General features: G+C 58.5%; 14 protein-coding genes. 9 read left to right on the top strand and 5 right to left on the bottom strand.

The annotated features are described in order from the left end of the window. Nucleotides 1–152 precede the first annotated feature (152 nt). Nucleotides 153–815, bottom strand: a complete 663-nt coding sequence (locus tag ACBR42_RS03900; RefSeq protein WP_110546681.1) for a TetR/AcrR family transcriptional regulator — start codon at nt 813–815, stop codon at nt 153–155. Nucleotides 816–1,309: 494 nt separating this feature from the next. After that, nucleotides 1,310–1,537, bottom strand: a complete 228-nt coding sequence (locus tag ACBR42_RS03895) for a hypothetical protein (protein ID WP_102323082.1) — start codon at nt 1,535–1,537, stop codon at nt 1,310–1,312. A 256-nt stretch (nt 1,538–1,793) separates the two neighbouring features. Here ACBR42_RS03895 and pstC point away from each other — a divergent pair, with 256 nt between their 5' ends. From pstC to ACBR42_RS03860, 7 genes are all read left to right on the top strand, one after another. Beyond that, nucleotides 1,794–2,771, top strand: a complete 978-nt coding sequence (pstC, locus tag ACBR42_RS03890; protein WP_371207312.1) for a phosphate ABC transporter permease subunit PstC — start codon at nt 1,794–1,796, stop codon at nt 2,769–2,771. A gap of 14 nt (nt 2,772–2,785) precedes the next feature. Then, on the top strand, nt 2,786–3,682 hold the full coding sequence (gene pstA, locus ACBR42_RS03885) for a phosphate ABC transporter permease PstA (RefSeq protein ID WP_102323084.1): 897 nt from the start codon (nt 2,786–2,788) through the stop codon (nt 3,680–3,682). Continuing rightward, nucleotides 3,679–4,476, top strand: coding sequence for a phosphate ABC transporter ATP-binding protein PstB (gene pstB, locus ACBR42_RS03880; protein WP_102323085.1), 798 nt, complete (start codon nt 3,679–3,681; stop codon nt 4,474–4,476). The genes pstA and pstB overlap by 4 nt, the downstream gene beginning before the upstream one ends. Nucleotides 4,477–4,493: 17 nt before the next feature. Continuing rightward, nucleotides 4,494–5,189 (top strand): phosphate signaling complex protein PhoU, encoded by a 696-nt coding sequence (gene phoU / locus ACBR42_RS03875; RefSeq protein WP_102323086.1) that lies wholly within the window; start codon nt 4,494–4,496, stop codon nt 5,187–5,189. A gap of 585 nt (nt 5,190–5,774) precedes the next feature. Further along, nucleotides 5,775–6,392 carry a sorbitol dehydrogenase family protein gene (locus ACBR42_RS03870; RefSeq protein ID WP_371207311.1) on the top strand — a complete coding sequence of 206 codons (618 nt, stop codon included), beginning with the start codon at nt 5,775–5,777 and terminating at the stop codon, nt 6,390–6,392. 19 nt (nt 6,393–6,411) lie between these two features. Continuing rightward, nucleotides 6,412–8,049 (top strand): GMC family oxidoreductase, encoded by a 1,638-nt coding sequence (locus tag ACBR42_RS03865; RefSeq protein ID WP_102323087.1) that lies wholly within the window; start codon nt 6,412–6,414, stop codon nt 8,047–8,049. Continuing rightward, nucleotides 8,042–9,367 carry a cytochrome c gene (locus ACBR42_RS03860; RefSeq protein ID WP_102323088.1) on the top strand — a complete coding sequence of 442 codons (1,326 nt, stop codon included), beginning with the start codon at nt 8,042–8,044 and terminating at the stop codon, nt 9,365–9,367. The genes ACBR42_RS03865 and ACBR42_RS03860 overlap by 8 nt, the downstream gene beginning before the upstream one ends. A gap of 645 nt (nt 9,368–10,012) precedes the next feature. Here ACBR42_RS03860 and ACBR42_RS03855 read toward each other — a convergent pair. Beyond that, nucleotides 10,013–11,404, bottom strand: coding sequence for an NAD-dependent succinate-semialdehyde dehydrogenase (locus ACBR42_RS03855; protein WP_102323089.1), 1,392 nt, complete (start codon nt 11,402–11,404; stop codon nt 10,013–10,015). Between the two features lie 1,133 nt (nt 11,405–12,537). Here ACBR42_RS03855 and ACBR42_RS03850 point away from each other — a divergent pair. Beyond that, the gene (locus tag ACBR42_RS03850; RefSeq protein ID WP_165927293.1) at nt 12,538–12,750 is read left to right on the top strand and encodes a bacterioferritin-associated ferredoxin; all 213 of its coding nucleotides are present in this window, start codon (nt 12,538–12,540) and stop codon (nt 12,748–12,750) included. A 409-nt stretch (nt 12,751–13,159) separates the two neighbouring features. Here the strand turns inward: ACBR42_RS03850 and ACBR42_RS03845 are convergent, their stop codons facing one another. After that, complete coding sequence (locus ACBR42_RS03845) at nt 13,160–14,671, bottom strand: sodium:solute symporter (RefSeq protein ID WP_371207310.1); 1,512 nt, start codon at nt 14,669–14,671, stop codon at nt 13,160–13,162. Then, entirely contained in the window at nt 14,668–14,844 is a 177-nt protein-coding gene (locus tag ACBR42_RS03840; RefSeq protein ID WP_110546754.1) for a DUF3311 domain-containing protein, read from the bottom strand. The genes ACBR42_RS03845 and ACBR42_RS03840 overlap by 4 nt, the downstream gene beginning before the upstream one ends. A 558-nt stretch (nt 14,845–15,402) precedes the next feature. Here ACBR42_RS03840 and ppdK point away from each other — a divergent pair. Continuing rightward, complete coding sequence (gene ppdK, locus ACBR42_RS03835; protein WP_371207309.1) at nt 15,403–18,081, top strand: pyruvate, phosphate dikinase; 2,679 nt, start codon at nt 15,403–15,405, stop codon at nt 18,079–18,081. Nucleotides 18,082–18,147: the final 66 nt, after the last annotated feature.

The raw sequence follows: 18,147 nt of genomic DNA, 5'->3' as shown, positions 1-18,147 counted from the left end.
CTCTCAAGTCGACCCATTATGGTCTGCCTGTTACCGACCCGTCCCCTTCCTGATTTTCCCGGGGTGGCTACCCCGGGAAAATCAGTCCTTTGTCGCACGCAGCGACACGGAATGCATAAGACAAGCCTGTCAATGTCATGCCCCGTCAGGGTTCATGCCGTTGGGGCCTGCGCGTGTTCTGTCGCGGCGGGCGTATAATTGTGACGGGCAAAAAAGCGCTCCAGATCGCGCTTCTGCGGCGTGCGTCCCGTAAATATCTCGATATAATCGGACATGCGGCGCATGCGCGTATCCAGACTTTCATGCGTGCGGCATGAAATATAGCCGATCTGTAGCAGGTAAATCGTCCGTGCGCGGGTTTCTGCTTCCCCCTGACCATAGCCGAAGCGGGTGAACATATCAGCCAGCATGTCGATCCTTGTCGCATCGGTCTGGCTGATTTCCTGTGCAAGGGCCGTGCTTTGCAGGCCCCAGCTACGGATGGCGAATTCAAACTGCGCATCGAACAGATTATTGTCGATCCAGCAGTCACACACATTCAGCGTGGCTTCAACAATGGTTTCCGCATAAGCCTGCGCCCGCGCGGCCAGCGCACCCGTATTCTTGGTGCGCCAGCGTTCGATCAGTGCCGAAAGCAGATGGTCACGATCCTTGAAATACCAGTAAAAACTGGTGCGTGACAGGTTGAGCTTACGGGCAAGCGGCAGGATGCGCACGGCATCGACGCCGGATTCAATCAGGGCGTCATAGGCTGTATCGAGCCAGATTTCTGGCGAGCCTCTCCATCCTGTGTCTTCTGGCGGGTGTGTCGTCATGCGCCCATACTAGCAACCGCCCGCACCTGAAACAACAAGCCCCGTATTTCAGGACTGACCGCTAAAGGTGGGGCGAGGCCGAAGGGACGTTCGTGCCTGTTCCGGTATGCTGGCCACAAGCCACCCGCTCATTCTTTTGTAATACGCACGCAGTATTATGTCATGGCTCGATGCCGCGTGGATCATATGGACGCGTAACTTTCCTTGCCAACCGGGCATCGGGTATTGAACAGGGAAGGGATGTGATGACCATGCCCCACGTCCTGCTGGTATGAACTGGCGCGATTTACGCAAACAGATGCGGTATTATTATTGAAGGCGGCCTATCTGTTTTTGTGAGTATTGGCAATAATACGATCGCCGTTCCACCAGTATTGTGAATAGACGGTGCATATGCATGATGCAGGGAAACCGGACGGTTCTGTCCCGGTTCCCACAGTACAGGCTGGCGCCAACTGATGCGGTCGTAAAAGTGGGGGATACGGACCTGTCTGTCAGGCCCGAAGCCTTGCCATTTCCATTACGCGTGGCGCCTTGCAGCGACCGATCCGGAAGCGGGCGCGGGCCTGTGCTACGGCGGCTTCGAAAGTGGGCAGCATGTCGCCGTCCATCTGGGTTACGCGTTCGTGCATGGCGCGGAAGTTATAGGGTTCATCGGGACCGTTCTGGAAAACGATACCAACAAAAACACCATCGACTTCAATGACACTGGATTCAAACATGAGGCTGCTTCCTGCCTGTTTCAACAGGGGCGCGTGCTTTGGCGGCGCGCTCCATGCAGGCGCTATGCAGCAGTTACGGACGGTGTTGCAACAGGAAATAGATGAACTTTATATGACATGAAGCAATACGTTAAATACTGAACATTTCTAGTTCGGTCTGTCATAAAAAATTCATACAAAATCATATCTGTTATTATTGCCAGTGCTGAACCGGAAAGCCTAATCCTGCTTCTGTGTTACGCATATCAGGAATTACATGATGGAACTTCCGTCAACCCTTACGGCCCGGGACGGAACCGCATTGGACAGGAATGCACGCGGACAGTACGGCGATATCATCTTTGGCATGATCGCGCGTCTGGCCGGGTGGTCGATCCTTCTTGTCATGGCGGGGATTGTCATTGTCCTTGTCCGGGGGGGATGGAGCGCTTTCTCCACTTTTGGTCCTGCCTTCATCACCAGCACGGCGTGGAATCCCATTTCACATAACTTTGGGGCCGCGACGTCCATATTCGGCACGCTGGCCACCACCGTGGTTGCCCTTGCCTTTGCCGTGCCCTTCGCCTTTGGCGTGGCTTTCTGGCTGGTGGAACTGGCCCCTGCAACGCTTGCCCGTTTTATCGAAACCGCCGTGCAGCTACTTGCGGCCGTGCCGTCCATCATTTTTGGTATGTGGGGTTTCTTTATCGTCGTGCCATTCATGGCGCATTACGTGGAACCCGTGCTGACACATTATCTGGGCCATGTGCCCGGTATCGGCCTGCTGTTCCATGGCGCGCCTTATGGCACCGGCCTGCTGAGCGGCGGGCTGATCCTGGCGATCATGGTCACGCCCTTCATCTGTTCGGTCATGACGGACGTGTTCGTCTCCATCCCTGCCGTGCTGAAGGAAAGCGCTTTCGGACTTGGCGCCACGCGGTGGGAAGTCATGCGCAAGATCGTGCTGCCATGGTCGCCTCAGGCGGTGATGGGCGGCATCATGCTGGGTACGGGCCGCGCACTGGGCGAGACGATGGCCGTAACCTTCGTGATCGGTAACAGCAACCATCTCGGCTGGTCGCTTTTCGCGCCAGGCAACACCATCGCATCCCTGATCGCTCTTGAATTTCCCGAAAGCGCCGCCGGCAGTCTCAAGCTGTCCGCACTGCTGGCGCTCGGCGCGATCCTGATGGTCATTTCATTCATCACCCTGGCCTGTTCGCGCATTTTCCTGCGGCGCGGCATTCCGGGTTAAGGGAAGGGCGCAGAATGTCAGTCCAGAAAACGTCACCCGCCGTGGGGGATGGGTGGCAACGTGGCGGGGCGCAGGCCGTGCGACGCAGGGTGGTGGAACGGCTGGTCAGCGTGCTGTGTTACGTGGCGACGATGGTTGTGCTGTTCCTGCTGTTTTCCATTTTATGGACACTGGTGGTCCGGGGTGGGGCAGGGCTGTCGCTTTCCACCTTCATCCACAGCACGGCAGCGCCGGGCAGCGGCGGGGGGCTGGCCAATGCCATCATGGGCAGTTGCGAACAGACCGGCCTTGCAGCCCTGATCGGCACGCCCGTTGGCATGATGATCGGCATCTACCTGTCGGAATTCGATCAGGACGGGCGGATTGTCTCCCTCGTTCGCTTCGTGTCGGACATGCTGCTGTCGGTGCCGTCCATTCTGGTCGGCCTGTTCATCTACCTGATCGTGGTGGAACCGGCGGGGCATTTTTCAGGCATGGCGGGTACGCTGGCACTTGCCGTCCTGTTCGTACCGATCGTGGTGCGCACGACCGAGGACATGCTGCGCCTTGTACCCCGCGCCATGCGTGAAGCGGCTTACGCGCTGGGTGCCCCCGGCTGGCGGGTGATCCTGAGCATATGCCTGCGTTCGGCGCGTGGCGGCATCATGACCGGTGTTCTTCTGGCGCTGGCACGCATATCGGGTGAGACGGCGCCGCTTCTTTTCACATCCCTTGGTAACCTGAACTGGTCCACCAGCCTTAACGAGCCGATGGCGAGCCTGCCGGTCACGATCTACCAGTATGCCGGTTCGGCATATGATGACTGGGTGCGGCTGGCATGGACGGGCGCGTTGCTGATTACGGTCGCGGTTCTGGCAACAAACATCGTCGCCCGCTGGTGGCTCACGCGCAACGGATCTGCACAACAATGAATAAAATCATCATGGATGACAGTATGGTCGGCAATACCGCCGTATCGGCGCTGGCTATCAGCAATCTCGATTTCTGGTACGGTACCAACCACGCGCTGAAGAACATATCGCTCGATTTCCCCCTGCGGCAGGTAACGGGCATGATCGGGCCATCGGGGTGTGGCAAGTCGACGCTGCTGCGCGTGCTCAACCGCATGTACGACCTGTATCCGGGCCAGCGCGCGACGGGGCAGGTGCTGTTTGATGGCCGCAACATCCTTTCCCCCGGCGTGGATGTGAACGTGCTGCGCTCACGCATTGGCATGGTGTTCCAGAAGCCGACGCCATTTCCCATGTCCATTTATGACAACATTGCCTTTGGCGTGCATCTGCACGAACGTATTTCGCGTGCCGATCTGGACCAGCGCGTGGAGAGCGTGCTCAGGCGTGTCGCCCTGTGGAACGAGGTCAAGGACAGGCTCAATACATCCGCCGCCGCCCTGTCCGGCGGACAGCAGCAGCGTCTGTGCATCGCGCGGACGATCGCGACCCGGCCGGAGGTGATCCTGCTGGATGAACCGACCAGCGCGCTGGACCCGATCTCCACCGCCCGGATCGAGGAACTGCTTGATGAACTCAAGCAGGAGTTTTCAATTGCGATCGTGACCCACAACCTTCAGCAGGCTGCGCGCTGTGCCGATCGTGTGGCGTTTTTCTACATGGGCGAACTGGTGGAGGTCGATACGGCCGACCGCATGTTTACCGCCCCCCAGGCCAAACGCACCCAGGATTATATTACCGGCCGCTTTGGCTGAGAGCGAAAGTCGTGACGATGCCCAATGAAACGCTACACACCGTCCATAGCTACGAACAGGAACTCGAACACCTGCGCCTGCTGGTCAACAAGATGGGCGGTCTGGCGGAACGGCAGGTGGCCCAGGCCATCATCGCCGTGGTCGATCATGATGAGGCCGCGGCCCTCGATGCCCCCGAAATGGACCCGCAGGTAGATGAACTGGAACGTGAGACGGAAGCACTGGTAATCCGCCTGCTGGCGCTGCGCGCGCCCATGGCGGGTGACCTGCGTGAGGTTGTCGCGGCCCTGAAGATATCGGGCGATCTGGAGCGGATCGGTGACTGTGCCGCCAGCATTGCGCGCCGGGCCATGCGCAGCGAACTGCTATCCTGTCCCATCTCTGTTACCGGTCTGCGCAGCATGGGACGGCTGGTGCAGGACAACCTGCGTCGTACGATTGATGCGATGGACCAGCGCGATCCCGAACTGGCGCGCATCGTCTGGCAGTCCGATACGGCGGTGGATGAACTCTATACCGCCATGTTCCGTGAACTGGTCACCTATATGATGGAAGATCCCCGCAATATCGGGCCCTGCACGCATCTTCTGTTCATTGCCAAGAACCTTGAACGTATTGGCGACCATGCCACCAACATTTCGGAACGCGTATATTATGCCGTAACAGGCCATATCCTGCCGATCGTGCGCCCACGCGGCGGTACGTTTGATTGACAGGCCGACCCGGCGGAACTGACGGCCAATCCATGAAAATCACGCTACAGACAGCAGATTGTGATTGATGGCTGCCCGCAAATGCCGTTGACCCCATCGGGCAGCCTGCTGACAGTCAGGGCTGGATGGTGCTGGCGGGAGGGTAGCCAGAATCAGGATATTCTTCGTTAGCCGCACCAACTGCCTGTCTGGTCATTTCCTGAATCGGAGAGCGAAATGACCGGATGACAGAAAGAGTGTTATTCCAGATTGTAAAATAAAAATTAGCATCCATCGCGGCAGTCTGGGTGACGTGCAGGTGAAACGCATGTCAACCCGGCGAGGAAGCCCCTGCGATGCTGCTGTTTCAGCCCCTTAATACCCGCCAGCAGCACCAAATGCTGGCCATATGGTATTGCAAATCATGTCTGGACCGCCCGTTCAGGCAGCATTTCTGGTGTACGTGAAGCTGCCATTCGTTAATGTGGGGGCACAGAGCTTGCGGTATTACGCCCCGGGGCGGTATCGATGTGGCATTATTCACCCCGCGCAGCCATGCCTGTTTTCCGGCATTCCGGCTGGATCAGCATGCATGAGAGGCACCATATGGCTGCGGACCGGTCATGTTTCCCCACCAACATCCATCTTGCGTCCCCAAACGCCATGCGGATGCGTCGTGCCCTGCGCATGTCGCGCCGTGACATGCTGCTTGGGGCCATGGGGGCGGCCGTGGTGACTCTCGGTGCCAGCAGGCCGGGCTTTGCCGCGACGGAGGAGGCGGACCCCGTTGTTCCCCTGTTTCTTGCCGTGTCGCAGCGCCTGACCGATCGTGACGTGCTGGATCCGCAGATCAGTCACGCCCTTTACGCGGGCATCATTCATGCCAATCCCGAACGGCGCGAGCAGATACACAAACTGCATGACCTGATGGCGTCCGGCAGTTTCGCCAGCGCCCGGGCGCTGGCCTGCGCCGCCGAACATAGCGATCCGGTTTTCAAGGATGTCATCCATGAAATCATGACCGGCTGGTACCGCGGCGTCGCGGACCAGAAGGTCGTGGTCTATCGTTCGGCGCTGATGTTCGACATCACCAAGGACGCGGTCTATCCCAAGACCTATGCGGCGGGTGGTCCGTTCTACTGGACCCAGACCCCGCCGGAGGTGGCCGTTCCAACCGGCGAACCCGCCCTTTCGCCGTCCAAATTTGTTGTAGAACCCACCTGATAGCCGGAGCATCCTTTTCATGCCTTCCGAACAAGACCTTTCAGCCGACGTTGTCATTGTAGGCTCCGGCGTTGCGGGTAGCTCCATTGCCAACGAACTGGCGCGTGCCGGTATTTCCGTCATCGTGCTGGAGGCGGGGCCGCGTGTCGACCGTCAGCATTTTGTAGAAAACTTCCGCAATCTGGAAAACAAGCCGTCCTATCAGGGGCCGTTTCCGTCCGTGCCATGGGCAATCCACCCGCCCAACCAGATGACGCCAAACGATTACCTGCATACGACCGGGCCGGATGCCGAAGCCTATCAGCAGGTCTATCTGCGCATGATGGGCGGCACGACATGGCATTGGGCGGGCTGTGCATGGCGTTACCTGCCATCGGATTTCGAACTGAAAACCCGCTATGGTCAGGGCCGGGACTGGGCAGTCAAATACGAGGATCTGGAACCGTTCTACTATCAGGCCGAGGTCATGATGGGCGTCTGTGGTCCTGACCCGGCAGTCGAGGATCTGGGCTCCCCCCGCCGACAGCCCTACCCCATGGAAGCGCTGCCCATTTCCTACGCGGCACAGCAGTTCCGCAAGCTTGTCAGCGAAAAGACGCCCTATCGCGTGGTCCATGAACCGCAGGCGCGCAATACCCGCCCATACGATAATCGCCCCACCTGTGAGGGGCATAACAACTGCATGCCGATCTGTCCCATCGGGGCAATGTATAATGGCAGCTATTCGGTCTATCATGCCGAAGCGGCGGGCGCGCATTTCGTGCCCAATGCCGTAGTCTATAAAATTGAACGCGACAGCGCGAACAAGCGTGTTACGGCCGTGCATTATTATGACCCGGACAAGGGATCGCATCGCGTAACCGGCAAATACTTCGTCATTGCCGCGCACTGCATCGAAACTGCGAAGCTTCTGCTTGTTTCCGCCGATGAGCAGAGTCCGGACGGCATTGCCAACAGTTCAGGTCATGTAGGCCGGAACATGATGGACCATACCGGTGTGCAGGTCACGTTCATCAGCGGCGACAAGGCCCTGTGGCCCGGTCGTGGCCCGCTGGAAACCAACGTGATCGACAATTTCCGCGATGGGACATGGCGTAACGAACGCGGTGCCTATCTCGTTCACATGGTCGATGACAATCAGGTGGACCTTGCTACATCCCTTGCCATTTCCAAGGGGTATGTCGGGCGGGAACTGGAAGAACAGATCCGCTACCTTGCGTCCCATACCGTGCGGCTGTTCAGCCATAACGAAGGGCTGGCCGATCCGGACAACCGCCTGACGCTGAGCCAGACGCATAAGGATGTCCTCGGCATCCCGCATCCGGAAGTCTATTACAAGCTGCCGGAATATACGGTCAAAAGCTGTGAGCATACCCGTGGCCTGTTCCGGGAACTTATCGGCCTCATGCATGGCACGGATGAGCAGTGGACGCCCGGCTACTTCCCGCAGGACCATCCCGCAGGCAGCACCATCATGGGAACCGACCCCAGGGATTCCGTGGTGGATGGCTTCTGCCGCACGCATGACCACGAAAACCTGTTTATCGCGAGTTCCGCTGTCTTCTCTTCGGTCGGAACCGGTAATATCACCCTGACGGTCGCAGCGCTTGCCCTGCGCGTGGCCGACACGCTTAAAAAAGAACTCGCCCATGCCTGACCTAGCCCGCAAGATCCTGTGCTCGGTCCTGACCGCGGGGACTGCTCTCGCCACCCTGTCCATGGCGCCGGCCCGGGCGGATGAACCCTCCGCCGAGCTTCTGGCCCGTGGTGAATATGTTGCCACGGCAGGGGACTGTATCGCCTGCCACACCCGGCCGGGCGGAAAGCCGTTTGCCGGTGGCCTGAGCATGACCACGCCCATGGGAAACGTGATTTCCACCAACATCACGCCCGATCCTGACCACGGTATCGGCAAATATACCGAGCAGGAATTCGAACAGAGCGTGCGTCATGGCATCCGCCGTGATGGTAGCCGTCTCTATCCGGCCATGCCCTATGTCTCCTATTCCGGTATGACGGATGAGGATGTCAAAGCGCTGTATGCGTGGCTGATGCATGATGTGAAGCCCGTGGCGGAAACACCGCCAGCGACGGAACTCAATTTCCCGGCCAACCTGCGCATCACCATGGCGGTCTGGAACCTTGTCGCAGGCAGTACAACGCCGGAGACAGGGGATTCCGCCACTTTCGACAAGCTGCGCCGGGGGCGGTATCTGGCTCACGCGCTTGAGCATTGCGGCACCTGCCACACGCCCCGCAACATGATGCTGACCGAGAAGGAGGGCAGCTACCTTGCCGGTGCGTCCCTGCTCGGGTGGTACGCGCCTGACATCACGCCCAGCAAAACGGGCGGTATCGGTAACTGGACCGAGGATAATCTTGTCGCCTACCTGCGCACCGGTCATGTCAACGGCCTGAGCCAGGCTGCGGGCCCGATGGGCGAGGTGGTGGAACATAGCACCAGTCACCTGACGGATGCCGACCTGCACGCTCTGGCCGCCTACATCCTTCAGGTTCCGGCCATGGATGACGATGTGGACCATACCCCGCGTGAGCAGTTCGGTCAGGTTCTGAACACGCCGGATATACGCACCGGCGAACTGACCCGTATCGACAGGCTTGATGAAATGGACGGGCAGCATGTCTATGACGCCAACTGCGCTGCCTGCCACGGGGATAACGGCGCGGGCACTGATGACCATTATGCGCCCTCCCTGTTCCATAATGGCGTTGTCGGTTCAGCCCGTCCGGACAACCTGATCATGACGGTGCTGCATGGGGTGGACCGGACGGCAGGGAACGAGCATGCCTTCATGCCCGGCTTTGACCAGAAGTCCGATGTGCAGCGGTTGAGCAATGCGGAAATCGCCAGTGTGGTCAATTACGTCATGACCACCTTCGGTAGTGGCAACCATAACGTAACAGCGGAACAGGTTGGCACCATGCGCAGTGGCGAGGCGACAAAAGTGCCGTAAACCGGCAGGAAGTCCATATCTGTTTTTGGGCCGGGTGCGCCGGGATTACACAGGAGCGCGCCCGGTCGTCCGTATGGATGGCTACCGCCTTACGGACAGTTATATCTGATCAAAGGTTTCACCCCAGAATATACGGCTTGGGGTCCGGGTATTTATTTATCCTGACTGTCCAGTCAGTAATATCTGAAAAGATGGGAAGAAAAGTGGATCACCATATTGGGTGATGTTCTGAAATAATGAATTATATATAAGACATGTAACAATATAGAAATTATTATTTATAAATAAATATTGTCGATGACGTGTTGGGTTACAAAATAATAGTCTTATTTCTGGATCATGGTTGCTTCTATCTGAAGTAATCAGAACATCCTGATCCAGAAATCATAAGAAAGTTTTTGGTGAAGCTTTTTTCAAAAAGCTTCGGAAGGCATCGCCTTCTTTCCCTGATACGGCGACAATCCGCCATAATCTTTGACTTTCGGTTCAGGAGTAAACTGGCTAAAAAAGGGCGCTTCGCAGGAAGCGCCCTTTTTCTCTACTTTCTGGCTTGTTGCTTCCGACTATGCCCCCGATTGACCCTTTACGGTAATCAACCGGGGACACCTCCCGTTCCGGGTGTCGGGATTCAGTAACCCTGCCAGATCAGAACGGTGCGTCGATATCCACCACGTCAATCAGCTTGTGGTTGACGAATTCCTTGATGCCAAGCCCGATCAGTTCGCGGCCATAACCGGAACGTGCCACACCGCCGAAGGGCAGGTCAGCCTTCACCATGGTCGGATGGTTTACGTAAACCATGCCGGTATAGATCTGTTCCGCCACCTTCACGCCGCGCTTGGTGTCCTTCGTAAAGACGGAACCACCCAGACCGAAGGGCGAATCATTGGCGATACGGATTGCATCGGCCTCATCCTTCGCACGGTAAAGCTGCGTGACGGGACCAAAGAACTCCCACAGGCGCGCTTCATTGTCCTTGTGCAGGTTGGTCATGAGCATCGGGCGGAAGAAGGCCCCCTTTTCAGGTACCGGTGCGCCGATGGTCTCGACAACCGCACCATGCTTCTTGGCTTCCTCAACCTGCGCCATCAGTTCGTCCGCGGCCTTCTGGGAAGAAAGCGGCGCCAGCGTGGTGGCGGGGTCCATCGGGTCGCCAGCCTTCAGTTCGGCCACGCCCTTTTTGTACAGTTCGACAAATTTGTCGTAGATCGCATCCACCACGATCAGGCGCTTGGCCGATACGCAGACCTGTCCGGCGTTCCAGTGACGACCGAATACGGCCCATTTTACCGTCTTTTCCAGATCGGCATCTTCCAGCACCACGAAGGCGTCGGAACCACCAAGTTCCATCGTGGATTTCTTGAGCGCCTTGGCCGCGATACCGGCAATGATTGCGCCAGCACCTTCCGACCCGGTCAGCGCAACGCCACAGACGCGCGGATCGCTCAGGATCACTTCGGAATGGTGGCGGGCGGTGTACAGGTTGCGGAACGCACCCTTGGGCAGACCGGCTTCCTGCATCAGGCTGTCAAAGGCTGCGGCACACTGCGGCACGTTGGATGCGTGCTTCAGCAGCACCGTATTACCGGCGGAAAGCTGCGGCGCGATGATGCGGGCGATCTGGTAGTAGGGGAAGTTCCAGGGTTCGATCGCGAACACGATCCCCTGCGGCTGGTGGATAAGGACGGCCTCACCTTCTTTCGGGTCGGCAACGGGCAGCTTTTCGGGGGCCAGCAGCTTTTCGGCATGCTGGGCGTAGTATTCAAAGATTTCCGCCGAAAGGATCGTTTCAGCCTTGGCTTCGCTGTAAAGCTTGCCCATTTCCAGCGTCAGCAGGCGGGCATATTTGTCGATATCACGACGCAGGATCTTTGCCGCTTCCGTCATGACCTTCGCGCGTTCGGCAAAGGAAACGTGACGCCATGCCTTGAAGGCCTCGTAAGCGTCCGTAAGGGCGGTCTGGACTTCCTGATCCGTCGCTTCGGGGAAAGTCTTCAGCTTTTCTCCGGTATAGGGGTTGGTCGTTGCATAAGCCATGGGCAAATCTGTTCCTATGTCGTTTCGTCAAGTATATATTTCACGAGCCGCCGTGCAAGAATCGTTTCAGGTATCATCAGCCCCGACAGCGTGCAAAAGCTCATTTAACCGGTACGGACAGACAATTCATCCCCATCGGGAAAAACGCCATTTTCCGCTGTTCTTCTATCCTGATGGCAGGAGAGGGCGGCGGATCATAAAATATTATCCATTTTGGGCTGAAACTCCTGTAGCCCGCGCGGTGTCCGTAGCCTGTTGTTTGTCCGCATGAACTGCGGATGGCGCAGGCAGGTTCTGCAGTGGTGCTGTAGGCCCCCACAAGGGAGGCTGAGTTCCCCACGGGGGTATCTGAATACCGTAACCATTCCTCAATCCTGCACGCTGATTGTGGCAGGGATATGAGACCGCTGTATGGTCCGGTCGATCATATGCAAACCAGTGCTCACATATCATCACCGGAGTAGCGGCATGCGTCAGGATGCCCCTTAAATCTGATGCGCACTGGGGCGTCGGGCAGGATAGGGTGCATGTTCCCGAGTAGGGGTAACGTCGTCAAATCATAGGTGTGGACGGAAAGGCATGCCGGACACGGTGGTCGCGCTCCTGTCTTCGATCCAGCCGGTAGCGTCAAAAGCGGCCAGATCGCCGCTGCCTGTCGCACCATACGATAACTTCCTTAAGACCGTGCGCGGACTGCATGCCGGAAGGGGAGGGCTGGTGGCCTCATTCGCAGAAGGGATGGGGCACCTGTGCTGCGTACCGTTCGCGTGGTGGAAGACTGATCGTTTCAGGACGCCATGACATCCTCCCGCCGCCTGGATGGAGGACCGGCAGTAGCGAATGCCATGTTTTCCTCAGAGAGCGCCTGCTCCGGCATTGAGGGGTTGTGATGTGTCCATGCCGTTTCGCTGCCCATCACCTGTTTCACTCATCGGCGAGAAGGGGCTTGGGATAGGTTGCTGCCAGGATGGAGATTAAATTATCGCACGTGATGATAATAGAAATGGGAAGATGCCCCTGCGCCATCCTGTTACCGCCAGAGGGGATGACAAAAATTTCACGCGTTTACTGCATTGCGATTTATTCTCATTCCTGATTATGATGAGGGGACGTTATATGGGTGAGATGGATAAATGTTTGTCTGCTCCTGCAATATGCTGACTGACCGAGATATCGAGGCCGCCGCACGTAACGGCGCCATAAGGCCCAAGGAAGTCTATGAAGCCAAAGGATGCCGTGCCCAGTGCGGCAACTGCGTGCCTGGCGTGGTGTGTATCCTGCGGCAGATGATCGCCCAGCGGCGCACGGTCATGCCCGAGATGGCATCACATCTGCAGCCGACCTGACCGCCGTGTATTCCCGGCCATAACCGGGAATGGATGTGTTTTCCGGGGCGTTGACGTCCGGCCGGGGACTGCCACGGCTCTCAGAACGCAGGTCGCAGATTTATCGATGCCTGCGCTGTTTCGATGAATTTCTGATACGGCGGTTGCCGGATTATCTTCCGGTCCCGTTATTGCGGGCGCGGAGCGTAATTTGTTGCGTCGGACACCGAACATGCCGCTGTCGCGTGCCGTCCTGAACTGGCGTGGGTTCGGCGACGATGAACATCACCCTTTATAAAATCCATACCGGTGAGCCGACCCATAAAAAACGGCATCCTTCGCAGGATGCCGTTATGATTTATGCGGCTGGCAGGCGACCCCACAGCCTGTCTTGATGTTTATCCCATCGGGGGTGCTGAAAGCAGCATGTCTACCGCTGCACACCCTGCCGGTGCTGGAGGGTGGAAGGCGATGCCCCCAGGGCCAGACGGATCGCCATGGCCATTGTAAACGTCACCGCCAGATTGATGCCCAGTGCCAGCAGCCCAGTGGAGACGGAGGCCGAAAAGCCTGCAAACGCGACAGGGTGAACAGGCTTCAGGCCATCCATCCAGCATAGGCCCAGCCCGATGAGCGATCCCGCAACCCATCCGGTAATCAGCGCACGGGCGGGCAGGCGCACGGGCAGCAGTCCTACGATGAGGGCCGGGAATGTCTGCAGGATAATGACGCCACCAAGCAGTTGCAGGTCGATGGCGAATTTTGCGTTCAGGAACACAACGCAGCCCAGCGCCCCCACCTTGACCCCGAACCCGGCAAGGCGCGAACCCGTGACCGATTCAGCCCGCCGGGGCAGGATGTTATGCATGATAAGGTTGGCCGCCCCGATCGCCATGACGGAAGCAGGCACCAGCGCACCCACCGCAATGGCGGCAAAACAGAACCCCGCGAACCATGATGGGAAGATGGCCAGAAAAAGCTGCGGAACCACCTGTGACGAGGAGGTGGTCACGATCCCCGCTGCATGCGCCATAAGTCCCAGTAGCGCAATCAGGCCCAGAACAATGGTGTAGGCGGGCAGGAAGACCGCATTCTGCCGGATGGTATCGGCGGATTTCGCGGCAAGGATGCCGGTAAGCGTGTGTGGATACAGAAAGGCCGCGAAGGCGGAGGACAGGGCAAGAGTGGCATAGGGCATGATCTGCCCCTGTGGCAGGATATGGCCATCGGGTGTGTCGGGCAGGTGCTGCGCCGCGCTGTGGAACATGGCGCCATAACCGCCCAGATGGATCGGCACGATGATGACCGCGGCCAGCACCGCGATGTAGATCATGACATCCTTTATGAAAGCCGTCAGCGCCGGGGCATGCAGTCCGCCCAGCCACGTATAGGCGGCAAGCGAGACGAAGGCGATCAGCAGGGGCAGCATGCCGGTAAAGCCCAGAGCCTCGATGACGGTGCGGATGCCGATAAGCTGCAATGCGATGTAGGGCAGCACGGCAATCAGTCCGCTCAGTGCCACGGCCAGTTCAAGCGTGCGGCTGCCAAAGCGTGCCCGCACGATGTCGGCAGCCGTGGCATGGCCTCCGTCACGCGCGATGGTCCACAGCTTCGGCATGACGGCAAAGATGAACGGATAGACGATGATGGTGTAGGGCAGCGCGAAAAAGCCAAAGCCCCCGGTGGAATAGACCAGTGCGGGCACGGCGATGACCGTGTAGGCGGTATAGAAATCCCCGCCTACCAGAAACCATGTGACCCAGGTGCCGAATTCCCGTCCGCCCAGCCCCCATTCTTCCCCTTCCGTATGGTGGGAAGCGGCCTTGCGACGTGACAGGAACGGCCGCCATAGCCGCACGGTGCTGCCCAGCAGGATTGTTGCGAGGAAACAGATGATAAATACGCCAATGGCGGCGTTGTCGGGCAGTGTCGTGGTGTTCATGACTGCCGTTCCGTTTTCCATGCCGCCCAGATCAGGACGGAGGTTACGGGTACCCACGCGAACTGGTACCAATAAAAAAACGGGAAGCCGAACAGCACCGGGTTACTGTGGTTATAGAGCGGAACCCACAGCAACCCGGCAAAGGGCAGCAGGAGGAGGAGGGCTTTTTTCATATGACCGTACTTCTTGTTTTTCTGGTGTGGCCGGGTGGAATGTTTCTGGAATGTACGGCCGCGTGTCAACACAATTGAGGTAAAAGTAAAGTATTTTATTCCGGAATGGAAAAATAGTTCCGTTATTTCATTTAAACTATTGTGCAGCGCGCAATGATTTTGCTGCATTGCACAATTAATTTCCAGATGAATGCCACCTTTGGTGGAAGTGAAAATGACATAAATAAAATAAATAACTTCAATAAAATAAATTACACAATCTGCCATCCTCTGGAGGAAGCCGCGTGTCTGGTCTTCATGATTTTCAATTAACATAATGTAAACAAACGGTTTTAATTGAGGATCGAAATCCGCGCATGTCGCGCCACATGCCGCATTGCGGCAACCGCATGCACCCCTACATGAAAAAATAGTGATTGCCCGCGCCCGTCCGTGGCGGTTAAATTCAGCTGCCGGACCTGCCAACAACAACAATATTAAAGCGTGGCTGTCTGTTTTATCCCTGTTCCGGAGCAGGCGTCATTTATGACAGACAGACGTGCGTAGGATCGAACAGACATGACCAAATGGGTTTACAGCTTCGGAGATGGCCTGAACGAAGGGCGCGCGGATATGCGCAACCTTCTGGGCGGCAAGGGTGCCAACCTGGCGGAGATGGCCTCGATCGGCCTGCCCGTACCGCCGGGCTTTACCATTACGACGGAAGTCTGTTCGGCCTTTTATGAAAACGGCCGGAAATATCCCGATGCGCTGGAAGCGCAGGTGGCCGAAGCCCTGCATCGGGTCGAGCAGTCGATGGGCCTGCGTTTTGGCGATGCCGAAGCCCCGCTGCTTGTCTCGGTGCGTTCGGGTGCCCGCGTGTCCATGCCGGGCATGATGGATACGGTGTTGAACCTCGGCCTCAATGACGAGACGGTGGAAGGGCTTGCCCGTTCATCGGGTGATGCGCGTTTCGCATGGGACAGCTACCGCCGGTTCATCCAGATGTATGGCTCGGTCGTGATGGGCGTTCCCCATCATCATTTCGAGGACGTGCTGGAGCAGTTCAAGCGTGCCCATGGTGCAGAGGACGATACGGCCATCACGGCGGATCAGTGGCGCACGATCGTTACGGATTACCGCCACCTGATCAGCACCCATGCGGGCACCGATTTCCCCACCGATCCGCATGACCAGTTGTGGGGTGCGATCGGGGCCGTGTTTGGTTCATGGATGAACCCGCGCGCCAATACCTATCGCAAGCTGCACGAGATCCCGGCTTCCTGGGGCACGGCGGTCAATGTACAGTCCATGGTGTTCGGCAACATGGGCGATGACTGTGCGACGGGTGTCTGTTTTACACGTGATCCTTCCACGGGGGAGAACGTGTTCTATGGGGAATATCTGATCAATGCGCAGGGCGAGGACGTTGTGGCCGGTATCCGCACGCCACAGCCCATGGCCAGCGTGCGCGCCGAAGCCGGGCAGCAGCCGATGGAAACCGTCCTGCCTGAAGCCTACAGTGAACTCATGCGCGTGCGCTCGGTGCTGGAAACGCATTATAAGGACATGCAGGACATCGAATTTACCGTCCAGCGTAATGTCCTGTACATTCTCCAGACCCGTAACGGTAAACGTACCGCCGCCGCCGCGCTGAAAATCGCCATCGACATGGCGCGCGAGGGCCTGATCACGCAGGAAGACGCCATCCGGCGCGTGCCCGCGTCCTCGCTTGACCAGCTCCTGCATCCTACCCTCGACCCCAGGGCCGAGCGCGTGCAACTGACCCGTGGCCTGCCCGCATCGCCCGGTGCGGCGGCTGGCGCGGTCGTTTTCTCGGCGGAGGAATGCGAAGCCCGCGCGGCGAAGGGGGAGGACGTGATCCTCGTCCGCATCGAAACATCGCCGGAGGATGTACACGGCATGCACGCGGCGCGGGGTGTGCTGACAACCCGTGGTGGCATGACATCACACGCTGCGGTTGTGGCCCGTGGCATGGGGCGCGTATGCGTGGCCGGTGCCGGTGGCATCCATGTGGACTACGCCGCAGGCACGCTGAGTGTTGGCGCCCACACCGTGGCGCAGGGTGAGTGGATCACGCTCGATGGTGGCACGGGCGCGGTCTATCTGGGGCGCGTGCCGACCATCCCGCCGACCCTGTCGGATGATTTCAACACGCTTATGGGCTGGGCGGATGCGGTGCGCCGCCTTGGCGTGCGCGCCAATGCCGAAACACCGGAAGATGCCCGTACCGCGCGGCGTTTCGGGGCGGAAGGGATCGGACTGGCGCGGACCGAACACATGTTCTTCGGTCCCGACCGTATTGGCTTCGTGCGCCAGATGATCATCGCCGATGCCGAGGACGTGCGTCAGAAGGCCATTGCCGCCCTGCTGCCGTTCCAGCGCGAGGATTTTGCCAGCCTGTTCCGCATCATGGCGGGGCTGCCGGTTACGGTCCGCCTGCTTGATCCGCCGCTGCATGAATTCCTGCCGCATGCCGAAGCTGAAATTGCGGAAGTGGCGCAGGGGCTGGGCAAAACGGCGGAAGAAGTGCGCGCCCGCTGCGCGGCGCTGGCTGAAACCAACCCGATGCTGGGTCACCGTGGCTGCCGCCTTGGCCTGACCAGCCCGGAAATCTACGCCATGCAGGTACGCGCCCTGATTCAGGCCGCCGTGATGGTGGAAAAGGAGACGGGCAAGCCCATCCGCCCGGAAATCATGATCCCGCTGGTGGCAACGCAGGCGGAACTTGCCGTCACCCGTCGCGCGGCGGAAGACGAGATCGCAAAGGTGCTGAAGGAAGAGGGGACAAACCTCAATTATGATATCGGCACCATGATCGAACTGCCGCGTGCCGCAATCCAGGCAGACCGGATTGCGGAATATGCGGATTTCTTCTCGTTTGGCACGAATGACCTGACGCAGACCACATTCGGCCTGTCGCGTGATGATGCAGGCTCCTTCCTGCCGTATTACGTCGATCATGGGCTGCTGCCGCGCGACCCGTTCGTGTCCATTGACCGCGACGGGGTCGGTGCGCTGGTCCGCCTTGGCGTGGAGCGTGGACGCCAGACCAGCCCCGACCTGAAGCTGGGCATCTGCGGTGAACATGGCGGTGATCCGGACTCGATCGCGTTCTTCGACGAAGTGGGTCTGGATTATGTCTCCTGCTCCCCCTTCCGCGTGCCGGTGGCCCGTCTTGCCGCGGCACAGGCGGCACTGGCCACGCGGCAGCGGGTTGCTTCCTCCGCAGCCTGAAACGGCCTGTTGGTCTTAACGCTGTGAAAAGGACGTCCCGGTTTCATGCCGGGGCGTCCGGTCAGG

This window comes from Komagataeibacter sp. SM21 (assembly GCF_041402665.1).
In the GTDB taxonomy this organism is placed as follows: domain Bacteria; phylum Pseudomonadota; class Alphaproteobacteria; order Acetobacterales; family Acetobacteraceae; genus Komagataeibacter; species Komagataeibacter saccharivorans.
Note: the sequence above shows the minus strand (reverse complement) of the source record. Positions and strands in the feature narration are given on the sequence as shown.

Bases quoted from the DNA above. Each gene is read 5' to 3' on its own strand.
- ACBR42_RS03845 (WP_371207310.1), bottom strand. From the start codon at position 14,671: ATGAACACCACGACACTGCCCGACAACGCCGCCATTGGCGTATTTATC.
- pstA (WP_102323084.1), top strand. From the start codon at position 2,786: ATGTCAGTCCAGAAAACGTCACCCGCCGTGGGGGATGGGTGGCAACGT.
- ACBR42_RS03895 (WP_102323082.1), bottom strand. From the start codon at position 1,537: ATGTTTGAATCCAGTGTCATTGAAGTCGATGGTGTTTTTGTTGGTATC.
- phoU (WP_102323086.1), top strand. From the start codon at position 4,494: ATGCCCAATGAAACGCTACACACCGTCCATAGCTACGAACAGGAACTC.
- ppdK (WP_371207309.1), top strand. From the start codon at position 15,403: ATGACCAAATGGGTTTACAGCTTCGGAGATGGCCTGAACGAAGGGCGC.
- ACBR42_RS03870 (WP_371207311.1), top strand. From the start codon at position 5,775: ATGGCTGCGGACCGGTCATGTTTCCCCACCAACATCCATCTTGCGTCC.
- pstC (WP_371207312.1), top strand. From the start codon at position 1,794: ATGATGGAACTTCCGTCAACCCTTACGGCCCGGGACGGAACCGCATTG.
- ACBR42_RS03840 (WP_110546754.1), bottom strand. From the start codon at position 14,844: ATGAAAAAAGCCCTCCTCCTCCTGCTGCCCTTTGCCGGGTTGCTGTGG.
- ACBR42_RS03860 (WP_102323088.1), top strand. From the start codon at position 8,042: ATGCCTGACCTAGCCCGCAAGATCCTGTGCTCGGTCCTGACCGCGGGG.
- ACBR42_RS03865 (WP_102323087.1), top strand. From the start codon at position 6,412: ATGCCTTCCGAACAAGACCTTTCAGCCGACGTTGTCATTGTAGGCTCC.
- ACBR42_RS03855 (WP_102323089.1), bottom strand. From the start codon at position 11,404: ATGGCTTATGCAACGACCAACCCCTATACCGGAGAAAAGCTGAAGACT.
- pstB (WP_102323085.1), top strand. From the start codon at position 3,679: ATGAATAAAATCATCATGGATGACAGTATGGTCGGCAATACCGCCGTA.
- ACBR42_RS03900 (WP_110546681.1), bottom strand. From the start codon at position 815: ATGACGACACACCCGCCAGAAGACACAGGATGGAGAGGCTCGCCAGAA.
- ACBR42_RS03850 (WP_165927293.1), top strand. From the start codon at position 12,538: ATGTTTGTCTGCTCCTGCAATATGCTGACTGACCGAGATATCGAGGCC.